The sequence below is a fragment of the Methanosarcina sp. MSH10X1 genome (assembly GCF_004099695.1).
Taxonomy (GTDB): domain Archaea; phylum Halobacteriota; class Methanosarcinia; order Methanosarcinales; family Methanosarcinaceae; genus Methanosarcina.
In genome coordinates this window covers 68,935-87,563 of sequence record NZ_SCHL01000004.1, presented here as the reverse complement: position 1 = coordinate 87,563, position 18,629 = coordinate 68,935, and the positions used below count along the sequence as shown (strand labels likewise).

The following is an 18,629-nucleotide window of genomic DNA, read 5'->3' as shown; positions in this document are numbered from 1 at the left end:
TATATAGCGTAAACTCTATATCTATACGTGTTGAGATTGAGCCTGTCTCAGGCTGCTGTCTGATGTGCAATTTAAAGTTCTGAAAAACAATCTTTTTATCGATTATGCCACCCGAAATAACACCTATTATTGAAGAGCCTGCTCTCGTTGTGACCAATACCGAAACTTCACTGGTAGTTGCCGATATCCACCTCGGGATAGAGTGGGACCTGTACAGGAGCGGTATTAATTTGCCCAGTCAGATGGAAAGCCGGCTGGATAGGATTCTGGGCTATATCCAGGCAAACTCCCCTGACAGAGTAATACTTCTGGGGGACATAAAACACAACGTTCCTCAGGTCTCCTGGCAGGAGAAAGACGAAATTCCCCGCTTCCTTGAGACACTTGCAGGGCATACACATGTTGATCTCATTCCCGGAAACCATGACGGAGGAATTGAGTTCCTTTTTAACAGGCAAAAGAATATCATGGTACATTCCACACGCGGGGCTGTCCTCGATGGAGTAGGTTATTTTCATGGACATACCTGGCCTGCACCTGAACTGCTGGCTGCCTCACATATCATTGTGGCCCATAACCATCCTGCCGTCCGTTTTACGGATGCTCTCGGCTACTCAATAGTTGAGCCTGCCTGGATAAGGACAAGGTTCAATCCGGATATCCTGAAGGACCGTTTCGGAAATCTTGATTTCGAAGATCCCGCACAGTGGGGCGATCCTGAACTCTTCATAATGCCGGCTTTTAATGAATTATGTGGAGGTGTGCCTTTTAACGAATCTGCTCAGGGAGATCTCCTTGGCCCGGCTTTTTCCTCAGGTGGGATTGAGCTTGAGGCGTCCCAGGTATATTTGCTTGACGGGACAAGACTGGGGCTACTAAGGAATATCCGGAAACTGCAGCATACAGGAGTTCGAGCAGGAACTCGGGGCAGGAACTCTAAGAATTCTAAGAACTCTAAAAAACCTGTATGAGCTGACTGATAAATTCATCGAATGTCAGCGGAGAATTTCGATTTTTTGAGGTTTTTTACAGTAAAGTTTTTTCTACCATATCTGCATTTTTTATGAAATTGATGTTTCATACTTGATACAAGCCTTTAAGTAATTTCTAAATTATCTGCTGGGCAACAATATATAGGAACTTAGCCAGATTAATAAAGACCTTAGCCTTCTACTGGATCTTGAGGAAGTAATCAAAGTCATGTGGTTAATACACTGTGAATCCTGTAATGAGTTAATCCCAAGTTTATGAATTAGAAAAAGAATATTTTTACGATAACCTGTAAGACCATTTTCTTCCCGGCTGCAGGCTAATTTTATTAGATGCAACCCTTTTTCTCAATATTTATATAAGATGCGTGGGTCTATGGAAAAAAATAAATTCCAGGAACAGGGGTAATAAACAGTCATTACTCCTGATAAGTCAGCCTCTGGCTTTCAGCTGCCAGGGCAATACGTAACTTACAGCCTCCGGAAGATTACTTTCTTTTGTGGGTGCCCTGGCTGACTCATTGATTATTGATTCATTTATGCCAGTTTACTTACTCATTGATTTATCGCTGGCTGGTCACTAATTGATCGTTTACTGATGCCTGGTTGATTGTTTATTGATTATTTATCGGCACCAATGAAATTAACGATTTACTGATTGATCTCCTGATTGATCACTGATTTGCCGGTTGATCACAAATTTATCTATTCGCATTCACCTGAAAAGGATGTACTGATTCGATGAGCATAGAACTTAATAACACGGAACTGTCGGATAAAATTCCTCCATCCGACAGCAATGATACTCTGTCTGATGATAACTTATTAAAAAGCAGGGTTTTTGATGATTCAAAAATTGCAAAATTAAACGGTATCAAAAGCCAGGGACTTAACCCATACCCATATAGGTTCGAAAAGAATGGGGATATCTGTGAAATTCTGAAAAAGTTTGATGACTTTGAACAGAATGAGGGTTTAACTGTAAAAACCGCAGGAAGGCTTTATAATATTCGCAGGCTCGGAAAAATGATATTTGCCGATCTTGGGGACCAGGGAGGCCGAATTCAGGTTACTTTAAGGAAAGGAGATCTTCCTGATGACGCTTTCGAGACTTTTAAAAACCTGGTCGACTCGGGAGATATTATAGGCATTAAGGGTGAACTTTTCAGGACGAAAAGGGGTGAAAACTCTATCAGTGTGTCCGAATTCTCCCTGCTTTCAAAATCCCTCTGCGCCCTTCCGGAAAAGTTCCACGGCTTAAAAGACATTGAAACAAGGTACCGGAAAAGGTATCTTGACCTTATAGTCAACGCCGAGAAGCGAGAGATTTTTGTCATGAGGAGCAAGCTCATCTCCGAGATCAGGCGGTACCTTACGGAAAGGGAGTTTCTGGAATTCGAAACCCCGGTGCTCCAGACCGTATACGGAGGCGCAAACGCAAGGCCTTTTATGACTTTCCATAACTGCCTGGGGCAAAACCTCTTCCTCAGGATAGCCCCGGAACTCTACCTTAAGAGGCTTGTTGTCGGAGGGTATGAGAAAGTCTTTGAGATTTGCAAGAATTTCAGGAACGAAGACATTGACACAACCCATAATCCCGAGTTTACTATGATCGAGGTCTATGAAGCTTACAGGGATTACAATGATATGATGGACTTAACCGAATGCCTGATCTCGGAACTCGTGTTCAAGCTGACTGGCGGCTATGAGGTCAAAATGGGAGAAAATACTATCAATCTTCGTTCCCCCTGGAAGAGAATTTCCATGGAAGATGCCTTAAAAGAGTACGCCGGGCTCGACGTTTTTGCACACTCGCTTGAGGAATTGAGGCAAATCGCAATCGAAAACAGGATCGAAGATTATGAAAAGGCAAAGACTTACGGGGAATTCCTTGCCCTGCTCTTTGAAGGCCTGGTGGAGGACAAACTGATTAACCCGACTTTCATATACGATTTCCCTGTGGAAAATTCTCCGCTTGCTAAAAACCACAGGTCAAAAGAAGGTTTTGTCGAGAGATTCGAGCTCTTCCTGAACGGTTGGGAACTGGCAAATGGCTATTCCGAATTAAATGACCCGCTTGAGCAGGAAAAGAGGTTCGAGGAACAGGATAAGAAACGAAAGCTCGGAGACCTTGAAGCCCAGACCGTTGATTACGATTTCATAAACGCTCTCGGATACGGCTTGCCCCCAACAGGCGGCATGGGACTCGGAATTGACCGCCTCACCATGCTTCTTGCGGGTCTGGAATCCATAAAAGAAGTAATTCTCTTCCCGCAGATGAAAAGGGAAGACTGACTTATTTCAAACTTAATTTTATTTTGCAGGTCCGAATTTGCCCTGCTTAGCGGACGGGCCAACCGGGGGAAAACCCCCTTCTTTTTTATTCCGGAGAAGCCTGAAGCATCTCCCTCGGGCAGCATAGAACTTGATTCGGCCCTCCATCTTTTTATATCGTTATTTACCTTATTATCCTGCAAATTCTCTTTATTTCATTTTTTCACCAGGTCTTATCTTCAACAATAAATTTTTATAATAAAAAGTAATAATGAGTTATACAGTATAAAGTTTTATACAATGATGCTCATAATTAAACTCTTTCAATCCCGGAAAAGTGCCTCTATATGATGAACCTGAAATAAAAATGAGAAGATATCGTTTTTGAGTAAACTGGCCGAGGGCAATCTAATGGCTGAAGATGAAATATACAGGGCTCTATTTGAGCAGTCCAATGATGCGATTTTCATAATAAAGGAGGAGCGTATTCTGGAAGTTAACCCTAAAGGCTGTAAACTTCTCGGATATGATAAGGCTAATCTTGAAAACATCTCCCTTCTCTCTTTATTTACCGAAGAGTCTCTTCCCGGCTTCCAGAATGAATTGAACGTAACTCTGGAGAACAGATCGGCGTTTTTTGAGACGAAGATCAAAAGGTCAGACAATACTATCCTCGACGTAGAGGTTAATTCCTTAGCCATGGGTGACCGAGGAAAAACTATCCTGCTAATCGCCCGGGACATAACTTCACGTAAAGAATCAGAACGTCTGGTGCGAAAAGAAAGAGAGATATTGAGTGCTTTACTGAAAAAAAGCCTTTGCGGGGTATTGTTGCTTGAAGCCTCGAGCCACAAAATAATTGATGTAAATCCCGTTGCAATTAAAACGATCGGGAGATCAAAAGAAGAGATTGTCGGAAATATATGTCACCAGTTTATCTGTCCTGCACAGGTCGGAAAATGTCCTATCAGTGATCTTGGACTGAGTGTGGATAATTCAGAAAAAACAATAATCAATGCTCAAAAGGAAATCATCCCGATCCTTAAAAGTGTGGTTCCGGTAACAATAGATGATAAAGAATATTTTGTTGAATGTTTCATTGACCTGTCCGAGAGTAAAAGAACTGAAAAGAAACTGCTTCAGGCAAAGTTTGCTGCAGAGAGCGCCAGCCGGGCAAAAAGTGAATTCCTTGCCAATATGAGTCATGAGCTGAGGACGCCTCTTAACTCCATCATTGGTTTTTCGGATATCCTGCTTGAAAAAATTTTTGGGGACCTCAATGGAAAACAGCTGAGATATGTTAATAACATCTCTGTCAGCGGAAAGCATCTCCTTGAACTTATAAACGATATTCTTGACCTCTCAAAAGTAGAAGCCGGAAAGATGGAGCTTAACCTCAGTGAATTTTCTATTGGCCTGGTTTTCGATGAGGTGAAATCCACTATCTCGCCCCTTGCTCAGGCTAAAAACCTTGAAATGGAATTTAAGATCGATCCGGATCTTGGATACATTCAGGTAGATAGAAGCCGCCTTATCCAGATCCTCTATAACCTCGTAAGCAATGCTGTTAAGTTTACCCCGGAAAGAGGCAAAGTCTCTGTCTACTGTAAAAAGAGCGGAAACAGAGTTATATTTTCGGTCACAGATACGGGAATAGGTATATCTTCTGAAGACCAGAAATACCTCTTTGAGCCTTTCAAACAGATTGATTCGGGCATGAACCGGCAGTACGGAGGTACTGGCCTTGGGCTTGCTCTGGTAAAAAAGTTTGTTGATATGCATAAGGGCAGAGTATGGTTTACAAGTGTTCAGGGAAAAGGTTCATCTTTCATATTTGAGCTGCCCATAAACGGTCCGAATGAAATGGAAAAACCGGATAATGCATTTAAGGGCAGTGCTACCAAAATCGGGTTACCGGCTAACTTTTCAGGATGAATAATTCCGGATTTTAATGCGGCATAGTTACAGGAAGGCCTTTCCCAGCCCTGGCGGTAAATAGTGCACTGTTTATTGATTGGATAACAATCTCTATTTGGAATCTCTGTTTAGTGAAATAAGCGGAGGTTTCTATAACTATCCCTAAAGAAGATTATACGCTTTTTTAACAAATTTGGCATTTTTAAAACTTTAACCTGCCCTCATATGAAATACAATCTGTCTCTTATCAAATACAATCTGTCTTCTTATTAAACACAATCTGTCTTCTTATTAAACACAATCTGTCCTTTCATCAAATACAATCTGTCGTCTTATCAAATATAAAATGTATTTTTTGGGAACTCTAATAAATTATCTAAATGTATTTTGTATTCAAAATTTATATATACGACGTACTTTCAAGAGAAACGTTGTAACCTCTACCTTTGACTTCTTTCAAGTTTTAAATTTCCATATCTTTACTCTTTATTTTAATATGGATTAATTTATATATTTTAATACCCATACTAATTTTTACATTTTTCTTACACTCTTCTCCTTGTTTTTTCGATTTGTCTCATTCGCTTTATTCTCACGCTTGCATAGAAATATTTATACCGGTGCTACTAACACAACAATTGTACATCTTAAACAAAAAACGATTACTAACCAAAAACCGATTGCAAAAAATATGACATTTCACAACAGCTTCAATTCCTTCCATCCCAAGATTCAGGAAGCCCTTAAAACCCTTGGTTTTACGAAACCCACAGAACCCCAGGAAAGGGCTTTTCCCCATATAATGGACGGAAAGCACACCTTTTTAATTGCTCCTACAGGCTCAGGCAAGACGGAGTCAGCCGTGCTGCCTGTTTTTAACAGCATCCTGAAAAAGAAATCCGAAGCCAGAAGGGGAATCTCTGCCCTTTACATAACTCCCCTGAGGGCTCTTAACAGGGACATGCTTTCCCGAATTGAGATTCTCGGGAAATTGCTCGATATCAAAGTCCAGGTCCGGCACGGGGACACTCCGCAAAGTGAAAGGCAGCGCCAGTCGAGAAACCCTCCTGATGTGCTGATCACGACCCCTGAAACTCTACAGGCAATGTTTACCGGCTCCCGCCTGCGGCAAAACCTCGAAACCGTGACCCATGTTGTGGTAGATGAAATCCATGAGCTTGCAGGTTCGAAACGAGGAGCCCAGCTCGCTGTAGGGCTTGAAAGGCTTGTGGAAATTTCCGGGGAATTCCAGAGAATCGGGCTTTCTGCAACAGTCGGGAACCCCTGGGAAATTGCAAAATTCCTGGCAGGTAACGGGAGGGACTTCACTGTAATTGAAGTAGCCCTGCTTAAATTGCTTGAGTTTGACGTGGTCAATCCTCAGATTTCAGAAGGGGGAAAGCTGCGGGAAAAAGAGGTCCTGGAAATTGCGAATAAGGTGGGCTGTGAGCCCGAGTTTGCCTCTCACCTGCTCTGCATCAGGAAAATTGTCGAAGATAGCCAGTCCAGCCTGGTTTTTGTAAATACGCGGCAGAGTGCCGAGGCTCTCGCTGCCGGCTTCAGGAAGCTTGGAGCATCCATAGGGGTGCATCATGGTTCGCTCTCATTTGAAGCCCGTGTTGAAGCTGAGGAAGCTTTCAAGTCCGGAGCTCTGAGAGGGCTGATCTGCACCTCGTCAATGGAATTGGGTATAGATATAGGAAATGTTGACCGGGTGGTTCAGTACGGATCTCCGCGCCAGGTCTCAAGGCTGCTCCAGCGGGTAGGAAGAGCAGGGCATAAGTTGCATGCGATCTCACGGGGTACTATCATTTCAATGGAAACGGATGATACTGCAGAAAGTATGGCAATTACAAAAGCTGCACTGGAAGGCAGGGTTGAAGAGGTATCCCCGCACGTAAAATCCCTTGATGTCGTAGCAAACCAGCTTGCAGGCATGGTTATGGATTTCGGGGAGGTCGGAATCGATAAGATTCTCAAAATTCTCAGGCGAACCTATCCATTCCGGGATCTGCAAGTTGAAGAATTACAGAGGGTCGTGGACCAGATAGGGGATTATAGGCTGGTCTGGTATGAGAAGGGTTCAAGCGTACTCAAGAGGCGCAGGAAAAGCTGGGAATACTATTACGAGAACCTTTCCATGATCCCGGACGAGAAAAAATATGAAATCTACGACATTGTGAGCGGAAAATCGGTCGGTGTGCTGGACGAAGCTTTTGTCGTGAACTTTGCGGAACCTGGTGCCGTTTTCATAACGAAGGGTTACATGTGGCGGGTCGTTGAGATGCCTGACCGCGAGCAGGGGAGGGACAGGATAAAAGTCGAGCCTGTGGAAGGCATGGGCGAAGTACCGAGCTGGACCGGTGAAGAGATCCCTGTACCTTTTGAGGTAGCCCAGGACGTAGGAAAGCTCAGGGCGGAAATTGCAGCCTTTATCCGCACCGAACCTGGCGACGAAGCTATTGCCGAAAAGCTCCAGGCAAAATATCCCGTGGCAAAGAATGCCGTGTTTGAAGTGATCCGCCTGGTGCGCGATCATATCGAAGGAGGTTTCCCCCTGCCTGACGCAGACACAATCGTGATCGAAGACGAAGGCGATGCTGTAACCCTGAACGCCTGCTTCGGCCATAATACAAACGGCACCCTTGCGCGAGTCCTTACCTCACTCCTTTCAGCCCGTTTCGGCAGCAGTGTAGCCCAGGAAGTCGACCCCTACAGGATAAGGTTAACTCTTCCCCGGCGGGTAGGCCCTGTCCAGATCCGGGACATGCTGCTCTCCCTCCGCCCCGAACACGTCGAGCCGATCATAGAAATGACCCTGAAAAACACAACCCTCATGAAGTGGAAAATGGTCCATGTCGCCCGGAAATTCGGAGCCCTCTCACGGGACATCGACTACGACCGGATCAGCATGAAAAAACTCCTTGAGATCTACCAGGGCTCTTCTATGTATGATGAGGTAATCCGGGAAATCTTCCACGACCTCCTGGACGTCCCCAGGGCAAAAGAAGTCCTTACAAAACTTGCAGCCGGCGAAATCTCAGTCGAAGTCTCCCCTCCGACTCCGATCGGTTCAGCCGGCTTTGCCATGAAAAAAGACCTTGTCGCCCCGGAGAAAGCCGACCGCTCAATCGTCCTCGCCCTCAAGGAACGCATTATGAACGACCGGATCATTCTATTATGTACGAACTGCAAGAAATGGACTTCCCGCCGTCAGGTCAAAAGCGTCCCTGAAGAGATTGTCTGCCCGGTTTGCGAATCCCGGATGATTGCAGCCCTCAAACCCTGGGAAGAAGAGGAAATCAACCTCGTCAAAAAGCAGGCAAAAAACGTCAAAGTCACCCCCGAAGAAAAGAAGCGGATACAGCGCGTCTACAGAAACGCAAGCATAGTCCGCTCCCAGGGGAAGAAAGCGGTTATTGCACTTGCCAGCCGGGGAATAGGTCCTGAAACAGCATCAAGGGTGATTGAGAAGATGAGGGTGGACGAAGAGGCGTTTTACAGGGATATTCTGGTTGCGGAAAGGAATTATGTGAAGACGAAGAAGTTCTGGGAATGAGTTTACATTTTGGGCATTCTATTTGAAAAATCAATATTCTTGTAGAGTTTTCTTAAACTAAGAGTTTGCTTACTCTGGTCAGGATTGAAAGAGAATTGTCAAAAAATTATCTAAAAATCTTCGGAACAAATACTCTCAGATTCTGTAGAGGTTTTAATTACTGCTTTTAGAATATGAATGAGTTCAAAAGAAGATGTAATCAAATCTTGTACAATCAGAAGAGCTATTTCTTTCAGCTTTATATATCTATATGTATATATTCCACTGTTATAAACATGGTTATCTGGATTAGGCAATTGAACAGAAAAAAAATAAAATTTGACATTAGCTGTTCAAAATGTACTTAAATCCGGGTTTTATTGTACGATGTTGAACCTCAGACATATGAATCCTGCTAATAACTCCTGGAAAATCCAGTGAGCCGTGTTTTATAATTTAACGGGTTGAAGGTAAATGAAAAGGAGGGTAAAAGCATACTTACTTCTTTTAGCTTCTATAACCTTTCTCTCACTCTTACTTCTTTTTTCATATAATGAGTTAACATCTACTACACCTGTAGATTCCTATACTGAGTATGCATATATACCAAACGGAAGAAGTGACAACTTATCTATAATTAACACAACCACGAACAAAGTTGAATACAGCCTGGATATCGGGGACGATCCGGAGGGAGTTGCAATCTCACCTGATGGAACGAAGGTATATGTGACGAATAGTAACCTCGATACTGTCTCTGTAATTGACACAGCAACCAACAGGATCACAGGCAAAGTGCAGGTTGGCGATAACCCTATAGGGATTGCAGTCACCAAAGATGGAAAAACTGTATACGTGGCAAATTATCACAGCGACAGCATATCTATAATTGATACAGCCACAAACGAAGCCAAATACCATCTGGGTGTAGAAACCAACCCTATAGGAGTGGCTGTCAACAAAAACGGAACAAGAGTGTATGTTGCTAACCTGGGCAGCGGTACCGTGTCAGTAATTGATACTGCAACCCGCACTGTTTTAAAACCTGTGTCAGTAGGACCGAATCCTTATGGAGTTGCAATTGCACCGGATGGAAAAACAGTATACGTAACGCACATTAATAGCGGTAAAATCTCTATGATTGATACAGCTATGAATAATGTCACAGTAATCAATACAGGTACTGCCACGGAAAGCCTGGACTTATCTCCCTTCGGAGTTGCAGTTAGTCCTGATGGATCAAGAGTATATGTTGCGAATCATAAAAGAACTATCAAAGGGATTTCTGATACTCCCAGTGGCACGGTTTCTGTAATTGACACGGCAACAAACAGTATCATAGCCAATGTGACTGTAGATAAATGCCCTTGTGGGGTCTCAGTCAATAAAGATGGAACAAAGTTATATGTAGCAAACAGTAACAGTAGCACTGTCTCCATAATTGATACAAAAACAAACAGTATCATAGATACTGTGCCTGTAGGAGATATGCCTTCTGCCCTGGGGCAGTTTATAGGTTCTCCCCCACAGGTCCCAAAGTATAGCCCTATCCGTGAATATCTCGATAGTGTTATTGGATTAATCCATAGAACCTATATTAGCATTAATGAATTAATTAACGGTGTTCAGGGATTTGTTCTTGGAATAGTTAGCAGTGTTTTTTATGGGGTATTATCAGACCTCATATCGCCCGTTATAAGAGAGAAATTAGGGGAGAGATTTAAAAAGAAATAGTTCTCCTCTTTTCGCCCACTACAGACCTTTTTTGCGTCCGCAGTTTTAGTTTATATTAATAGTGAAGTTTAACATTTTATCCTTCAGTAATTCTAATAATTCTAACCTACAGCGCAATTGGAGAATTTTGATCGAATAATTTGAGTTATGCTTAGGTGGAATTATGAGTAAAAAGTGTTCAATACAAGCTTACCTCTGATCTAAAATTCTTAATTATACATACCTTTTCAAAACAATTTTTTCCATACTTTATATAAAAACATAGAACCTATCACAGAAATCTTATAATACATCTCCTCTAAATTTATATAGTCCGAAAAGAAAGTTTAGGGGCGTGTATATGAAAAAATACATCTACTTTACATTTTTTGTTTTACTATTTGCACTCGTTGTCGGAGCTTTTGCCGGATCACAAAGTGATGTAAATGCTTCTCAGGCTCAATCGAATTCCCCTCAAAACCCCCTCAAGTCAGCCTACCAGGATATTACATGGGGAGCTAACGTCCAGAAGCATTTGAAGATACTTAAAGCCGATCTGGACGGGGTGTCCGATGCTGCAAACAATTCTGATTACACCACGCTTGCGGTGTATGCACAGAATATAGTAAATGATACTCAGACTGCTATTCAGGAGAATAATCAATATACAGTATCTTCCAAACTCCAGGGTGCGCAGAAAGAATGGAGGGCGGCTCTTCAGGACTATAACTCTGCAGGTCAGTTTTTGCTGCAGGGAGCAAATGAAGCGAAAAATGGGACTGGGGGAGCTGAAAATTTCCAGAAAGCCAGAATATGCAGTGATTCCGGCACAGATCACCTTGAGAATGCTTCAGAGTTAGCAGGAATAACCTGAATATATTTCTTCCTCAAGCAGTGAAAATGCATACAAATTATACGCCTCTAGACATGATTTAATCATTAAATACACCTCCCTACTTATTCTGATTAATAAAAAACTCTTAACTGCTTATTCCTGAAGATAAATAACTTCAGTAAAGCGGTGCATTATGAGAATTTGAGCCAGACAAAAGAGAAGTTTAATAAAAAACTTTGTCTTTCCTTTTCCTACCTTTACAGTTTGTTTTTATCTTCAATTTCGATATTGTTATCAGTGATTCATTTTCCAGGCTTTATAATTTTCCAGGTCACCTCTAATGAGGCTGGCTGCAAAAGCAAGCACAGCGACATCATCCACTAATCCGACTACAGGAAGAATATCTGGAGCAATGTCAATCGGACTTATAAGATACAGAAAAGCAAGTGTCAGCACTATTGCTGTTCTCTTCGGAAACGGGTATCTCCCTTTAAAGGACTCTACCAGCATAGAAAACAGTAATTCCAGGTATTCCCAGATATTTCTGAAATCGGTTGAGCGGTAATTATAGTCTCTGACTTCTTCTGGAAAATCCACGCTGGTATCGGAAGCCTGGTCCGGACTGAGATTAAAATGCTCTAGATTCGATCCAATCCGTTTCGTTCTGACATTATCGGTTTTATCCATTATAACCCTCCGGTTTTATCGGATTATATTCCTGGGCTTTTAAGCTAACTCACAATTTACTAACTCACAACAATCTGGATGAGCTTTTTGCATTATTCAAGCCAATCAAGGTCTTTTCACGAAACTGAACCGAATTCTCGCTCTGGAGCTGTCCTGGTTTTTAGTCTAATAGTGAAATGTTTTAAGCAGTCCATCTTCCAGTCCGGAATTCGCAGCAATACTAAAAATAATTATATTTAAATAAAAATAGTATTAATAGGTATATTAAGTTTATTGAAACCGGTTTTATAAAAACTTCATGGGCTGATCATTATACGGTTTGAGTCGGCTATTGTTTTCTTTAACTCACAATTCTCAGTCCTGTATTCGGAATTATCATACATATTACATGGATGGTCCAGGGAGACTTCTTAAATGCGGAAAATAGTCAGACCCTATAAACCACAGGATTGTAAAGAAATAGTTAAGCTATTTTATGATACAGTCCATACAATTAATTTGAAGGATTATAATTCGGCACAACTTGACATCTGGGCACCGGAGGAAATTGATGTTGTTAGGTGGAATAAGTCACTTTCCAGTACCCATACGGTTGTAGTCGAAAGTAATGGTATTATTGTCGGTTTTGGAAATTTAGATGAGACAGGACATTTCGACCGGCTTTTTGTGCATAAGGATTTCCAGGGACAGGGAGTAGCAACTATAATTACAAATGAATTAGAAAAATATGCGCGGCGGCAAGGTATTAAGGTTATTACTACAGAAGCATCAATTACAGCAAGACCCTTTTTTGAAAAACGCGGTTTTCAGGTAGTTAAGCAACAAAGCATTGAGCGTAAAGGTCAAATTTTGATTAATTTTGTGATGGAAAAGCATCTCGTCAAATATTAGTCAAATATTAAATTCATCATATTTTCGATTGCCGGCACGCGATCTGATCGAAAATTAATAAATAAAAGACAGTCGTCAGTGGAAGATTCAAAAACACTGTCATTATTTAACCCGGAAAATTTTAATTATTACTATCTGGATTTGCATACTCTTCAATCTCCAGATAGACCGTTCCGGAGCTTAGCGGTTTGGCATGCACATGATAAGTTCCATTTTCCTTCACTATAAACTCAGGATTGTGAGGAGTATAACTTTTTCCGGATTCTGTCAATACAAATGTGTTTTCAAAGGCAGTATAGGAACCTCTGCTTATTGTCACATTTATTTTATCAGGGCCATTAGGACTATCTATCCAGAGTTTATAATTAACGCCTTCATTGAGATTGACCTCAAAATCCGATTCGTGAGAAATGGATTCCAGGAGGACATAATCTTCACCCACCTGAAATGCGACAATCATGTAAAACAGGACAATTAATATATAAAGTGGGAAAAGACTTCTGGACTTTTTTGGCTGTTCTGTCATTTTTTCCCCTCGCAGCAGTTTAAGCGTTTGGGCAATCCGTATCGATCACTTCTATCCACACTTGTTCCGTATGGCTTCTTTTTCTTACTCTGTCAGGAACTTAGCTTTACAGGCAGGTAGGTAGAGGTTGCAGGGCTGGATTTAGTCTCGATTTCAATGCCAGACTTTCCCCCGTACCCCCACAGTGCTTACAGGCAGGCTAAGGGCTTACCTGGGATCCTCTGCAACGCGCAGGACAATCTTCCCGCGGGCATGGCGGCTTTCACTCATTTCATGCGCTTTTCGGGCATCCGTCAGAGGAAGCACGGTCGTTACTATTGGCTTGATTTTTTGTTCGTCTATTATGGCTGCGATCTGAGCGAGTTCTCTTCCGTCAGCTTGCGTCATGAGGGTTTTTGCACGTACTCCGTATCTTTGCGGGGCACCCTCGGGAATGCTGGCTACAGTCGAAACCAGGAATCCGCCGGGTTTCAGTACTCCCCATGACCTTTCGAATGTATCTTCTCCTATTGTATCCAGCACTACGTCCAGGTTGTTCACAATCTCCTCAAACCGCTGGTTTCTGTAGTCGATCACCTCATCAGAGCCTATGCTCTTCAAAAACCCGGCATTTTTACTTGATGCGGTGCCGATAACATATGCCCCCTTCCATTTGGCGAACTGGACTGCAAAGGTTCCGACCCCGCCTGCAGCGCCGTGAATAAGTATGGTCTGTCCGCTCTCAAGACCTGCAATATCAAAAATTGACTGCCACGCAGCCAGGCCGGCAGTAGGAATGGCAGCACTTTCAATAAACCCGATACTTCCGGGTTTTCGCGCTACCTGGTTAGAACTGACAACCGTATATTCGGCATATCCTCCCTGCCCGATGGAAACTTTAGCGAAAACCTCATCTCCAGGCTTGAAGAAAGTTTCCCCATGCCCTGCAGCTTCCACAACGCCCGCAACATCCAGCCCCATAATTGTCGGCAAGGGCAACTCAAGTATATACCCGCCACGGATCTTCCAATCTATCGGGTTAACTCCGGCTGCAATAACTCGAATCCGGATTTCCCCGGGCCCTAGCTGCGGCTCCGGGATATTCTCATACTTCAGAACATCGGGTCCCCCAAACTCATGAATCCTTATCGCCTTCAGATTCTCACCTCAAAAACCTTCTTTAGCGAGTTATACTTGATAACTCCGTGCGGCAAATTCTTCTGGATATCCCCAGCTTTCCCCTCACCATAAAATATATGAATATCGTTTGAAAACCCCCGTAAAAATCAATTCAAAGATATTCTAGAATTATTATACCGACTATAATCTTATTTTTAATATAATGATAATTCTATAAATTGATTCTTATTGATTTTTCCCGAAAACTAATTCAATGTTAACCTAAGTAAAAAAGAGTTTATCAGGTCTTAATGGGTTAGAGGACTGTATAAACCTACCATTTATCATAAAATGATTCATTTGTAAAAAGCACAGAATGCAGATAAGAGAGCATAAATATTAGATTAAAAACCGCCTGTAGATAAAAAATGCAGGTTATGAGTATAATTTTCGGTTGGCTTTTCTATATTTGATCGACCACTAGCTTCAGCTTGAGTATGCTTCAATAATTCGGGGTGGTCTATAGTGGAAATGAAACCTGCTATGTTCGGTCGGAAATCCTGGATTTGTAAAATTATCAAAGTTATCAACAATTCCGTCCCTATAAACTTCCCTGCTATCGTTTTGTTTTATTTTTACCTCTTTTATGCTTTCTGACGGGTCTTTCGCTACAGAACTCTTGTTTTCTGTCCCGATGTAACATTGCATGTCCAGGGACTGGACTATAAGAACCAGGACGAACATAAAAAGAAGTAAAATTCTCCTCAAACTAATCCCCCACTACCTATTTATATTCTCATTATTCTATTTTAATTTTCCCCGTTTTATTATAAAAATAAAAATTTTACCCTTCAAAGTTTGTCACCTAAACACTCAGTTTTATCTTCTCAGTTAATCTTATATAACATTAAAATTTTTTTACTTATGTCTACATTTCCAAGATTTATGGGGTTCCTGACAAAAAACGCTGTCGTTGAATGCTTTAAGAGCGACTGCATTGCCGGGATAATAAACCGGATTGGGGCGAAAGTGAAAAAATTATTTTGAGTGTCTGGTTTGTTTTCATCTTATTTTTAAGGACTGACCTCAAAGCCTGGAGTTTACAGGTAACTGTAAGCAGTTCAGCACGATCCAATCTAATTGATCGGTCAAATGATATGACCTACCTGATCGATCCAATATCAAATCCTTCGGGTTCCGGGATATCCTGTAATACTTCACATAAATTCTCCATATCCGGTTATTAACTCAAGAATGGGTACAGAAATAAAACGTCGATACTTTATCTAAAATTTTAAGACGGGGTTTACCATGAAGCAAGTAAAAGAAATATCCAGAATTATTCTTATAGTAGCTCTTGCGCTTCACCTGATGTCTGCAGGAAGTGCAGCGGCTACTGTGATTTCTGTAGGTAACAGCAATGGTCAGATTGCAAATTTCACTTCTATCCAGGCTGCAGTAGATGCTGCAAATCCAGGTGATGAAATAGTTGTCAAACCCGGTGTTTATGAGGAGAATATCGCAATTACCAAAGGCGTATCTATTGTTTCCGAATCAGGGAATTCATCCGATACCATAGTTCGGGCAGCCGATAGCTCTCAGGATATTTTCAGTATATGGGCAAACGGTGTAAGCATTAAAGGTTTTAATATAGATGGATCCGATTCTGCCGGGATTCATTTTTTCGGGGTTATTGACTGCCGTATTGAAAACAATAAACTGTCCAATAATAGCTGCGGTATCGATCTATACATGATAAGTTCACGCAATGTGCTTGATAATAATGAAATTTCAGACTGCACTGACGGTATCAGCCTTGGTGGCAGCTGGTACAACAATTTGAGCAATAATTCAATCTCAAATTGCAGTAACGGAATTTCACTTTTTGATTCCCCCAATAATATCCTTGAGAATAATGTAATATCAGAAAATATAGGAGGTATTTCTCTCACAGGTGAATCAAACGGCAATATCCTGACGAATAATACTGTAATTCTCAATGAGGAACTGGGGATACATATCTACGAGACTTCAGACAATCTGATTTACAATAACTATTTCAATAATACAGTAAACGTAAAATCCGAAACGATTTCGGACACAAATATCTGGAACGCTACTAAAACCGAGGGTACTAACATAGCTGGCGGGCCTTACCTCGGGGGGAATGTCTGGGCAAGACCTGATGGTCCTTTATATCCTGTAGAAGTCCGGGACGCTGATCTTGACGGAATTCTTGATTCCCAGTATAGTATTGACGGTAACCAGTTTATAGATCATCTACCTCTCAAAGAGTTAAAACCGGTAACGTTTACCGTAAATAACAGTACAGGAGAGGCTGCGGATTTTACCTCGATCCAGGCTGCAATAGACAATGCGTCTAATGGGGACACAATCCTTATTTTCCCGGGGATCTATGAAGAGAACGTTGATGTATACGTAACAAACGTTACTCTTACCTCCGAATCTGCCAGCAGTGAGGATACGGTTGTCAGGGCAGCCAGCAGTCTTGATGATATCTTCTATATTATTGCGGATGGGGTTACAATCCGCGGGCTGAATATAGATGGACCTGTAGATTTCCCAAATGCAGGAATTCATCTTAATGGGGTTAACTACTGTAATATTGAAAATAACCGGATTTTTACCAGTTACACTGGCACTATCTTAAACGCTTCCAGCGAAAACTCAAGCATTTCCAGTGAAAACACTTCTTTCATTCTCAATAACTCAGGTTCGGGTGCAGGATTCGGCATGCGCCTTGACTCTTCCAGCAGCAATATACTGGGCAATAACACGGTATCCTGGAACGGAACTTCAATTCTCTTACATAACTCTGCGGAAAATGCACTTATCAACAATTCGGTGTCCGGAAGCAACTACGGTATCTGGATAGATTCGTCCAGTAATAACACGCTGGATGGAAATAACCTGTCGAACAATTTGATTGGTGCTTATTTAAAATCTTCTGGCGGGAACGTTCTCAGTAACAGTACGGTGTCAAACAATACTCTCTCCGGTATTAATCTATGGGACTCTGTCGGAAATACATTAAGTAATTCCACAGCATCGAGAAACAATGTTTCTATTGTTCTGCAGAATTCCAGCGCAAACCTGCTTGACAATAACACGGTGTCCAGTAGCAACTATGGTTTCTGGCTTTACTCCTCCAGCAACAATAATAAGCTGGAAGGCAACACAGCGTCGAATAACAGGATAGGTATCCATGTGAATGCATCGAGTGGAAATGCCCTTACAGACAATATTGCATTAAACAGCATAAGATCCGGAATCAGTGTATGGAATTCGGCTGAAAGCAAGTTAACTAACAATATAGCTTCGAACAGTGAGACCTCAATTTTCATGCAGAATTCCAGCAAAAATATAATTCTCAATAACACGGTATCTAACAGCAGTTACGGGATGTGGATTGCTTTTTCCAGTGGCAATAACCTGAGTGAAAACAGTGCATTGAATAATAAATTCGGTCTTTATCTGAAAAATTCTACTGCTAACAGGCTGTCAGATAATCGGGTAAACTCAAATTCCAGATACGGGATCTATCTTGGCTTTTCGCGCAGTAATATTTTGAATGGCAACAGGATTGGTTCTAACTCGGAATACGGGCTTTACATGCTGGAATCGAGAAATAACTCAATTTATAATAATTATTTCATTAACGCAAACAATACCTATCTTCAAGGCTCAAATGCAGGTACAAGCTTGAATACGACCTTAAAACAGGCAAAGAACATTGTCGCCGGGGATTACCTTGGCGGGAATTTCTGGGCTACTCCAGAGGGAAATGGTTTCAGCCAGACCCATGCGGATAAAAATGGCAATGGCATCTGTGATGTAGCGTACGCCGTGAATAATGAGTGTATTGATTACCTGCCTCTAGCAGGTTCCAGTAATACGAACCTGTCCTGAGTACTGTAAAAAGTACGTTTTCCTGACTGTTTGCGTGAAAGTCAGAGAAAATTTACTAAACAATTGGAAATCCAGGCTGTACAGCTTCTTGTAAGCTATCCGGGGAAGCTGTACGGTTTTTTTAGAGATTAACAGGAATATATGAGAATATATAACTTTTTGAAAGTGAGCACTCTTTAATATAAGAATTATTTGGAGGACTTTGCCAGGAAGGGTTAATATGCAATTTTA

General features: G+C 41.8%; 12 protein-coding genes. 8 read left to right on the top strand and 4 right to left on the bottom strand.

The features are described 5' to 3' along the window. The first annotated feature begins 104 nt into the window (after positions 1-104). From EQO05_RS04880 to EQO05_RS04855, 6 genes are all read left to right on the top strand, one after another. Positions 105-971 (top strand): metallophosphoesterase, encoded by an 867-nt coding sequence (locus EQO05_RS04880; protein WP_128504334.1) that lies wholly within the window; start codon positions 105-107, stop codon positions 969-971. Positions 972-1,730: 759 nt separating this feature from the next. Beyond that, entirely contained in the window at positions 1,731-3,284 is a 1,554-nt protein-coding gene (gene lysS / locus EQO05_RS04875) for a lysine--tRNA ligase (RefSeq protein WP_128504332.1), read from the top strand. Positions 3,285-3,674: 390 nt separating this feature from the next. Next, positions 3,675-5,198 (top strand): PAS domain-containing sensor histidine kinase, encoded by a 1,524-nt coding sequence (locus tag EQO05_RS04870; RefSeq protein WP_128504330.1) that lies wholly within the window; start codon positions 3,675-3,677, stop codon positions 5,196-5,198. Positions 5,199-5,871: 673 nt separating this feature from the next. Next, positions 5,872-8,739: a DEAD/DEAH box helicase gene (locus EQO05_RS04865; RefSeq protein ID WP_128504328.1), complete on the top strand. Its 2,868-nt coding sequence runs from the start codon at positions 5,872-5,874 to the stop codon at positions 8,737-8,739. Positions 8,740-9,192: 453 nt separating this feature from the next. Then, entirely contained in the window at positions 9,193-10,452 is a 1,260-nt protein-coding gene (locus tag EQO05_RS04860; protein ID WP_128504326.1) for a YncE family protein, read from the top strand. A gap of 340 nt (positions 10,453-10,792) precedes the next feature. Continuing rightward, positions 10,793-11,305: a hypothetical protein gene (locus EQO05_RS04855; RefSeq protein ID WP_128504324.1), complete on the top strand. Its 513-nt coding sequence runs from the start codon at positions 10,793-10,795 to the stop codon at positions 11,303-11,305. Between the two features lie 255 nt (positions 11,306-11,560). On the opposite strand, the gene EQO05_RS04850 is transcribed toward EQO05_RS04855, so the two are convergent. Continuing rightward, positions 11,561-11,953: a YkvA family protein gene (locus EQO05_RS04850; RefSeq protein ID WP_128504322.1), complete on the bottom strand. Its 393-nt coding sequence runs from the start codon at positions 11,951-11,953 to the stop codon at positions 11,561-11,563. A 414-nt stretch (positions 11,954-12,367) separates the two neighbouring features. Here EQO05_RS04850 and EQO05_RS04845 point away from each other — a divergent pair, with 414 nt between their 5' ends. Next, the gene (locus EQO05_RS04845; RefSeq protein ID WP_128504320.1) at positions 12,368-12,844 is read left to right on the top strand and encodes a GNAT family N-acetyltransferase; all 477 of its coding nucleotides are present in this window, start codon (positions 12,368-12,370) and stop codon (positions 12,842-12,844) included. Between the two features lie 121 nt (positions 12,845-12,965). Here EQO05_RS04845 and EQO05_RS04840 read toward each other — a convergent pair whose 3' ends face one another. The 3 genes from EQO05_RS04840 to EQO05_RS04830 all read right to left on the bottom strand — a co-directional run bounded on the left by EQO05_RS04840 (position 12,966) and on the right by EQO05_RS04830 (position 15,236). Further along, positions 12,966-13,370, bottom strand: a complete 405-nt coding sequence (locus EQO05_RS04840; protein WP_128504318.1) for a hypothetical protein — start codon at positions 13,368-13,370, stop codon at positions 12,966-12,968. A 207-nt stretch (positions 13,371-13,577) separates the two neighbouring features. Then, positions 13,578-14,450: an NADP-dependent oxidoreductase gene (locus tag EQO05_RS04835; RefSeq protein WP_240664361.1), complete on the bottom strand. Its 873-nt coding sequence runs from the start codon at positions 14,448-14,450 to the stop codon at positions 13,578-13,580. A gap of 504 nt (positions 14,451-14,954) precedes the next feature. Beyond that, complete coding sequence (locus tag EQO05_RS04830) at positions 14,955-15,236, bottom strand: hypothetical protein (protein ID WP_128504314.1); 282 nt, start codon at positions 15,234-15,236, stop codon at positions 14,955-14,957. Positions 15,237-15,779: 543 nt separating this feature from the next. Between EQO05_RS04830 and EQO05_RS04825 the strand changes: the two genes are divergently transcribed. After that, positions 15,780-18,398, top strand: a complete 2,619-nt coding sequence (locus EQO05_RS04825; protein WP_128504312.1) for a nitrous oxide reductase family maturation protein NosD — start codon at positions 15,780-15,782, stop codon at positions 18,396-18,398. The last annotated feature ends 231 nt before the right edge of the window (positions 18,399-18,629 follow it).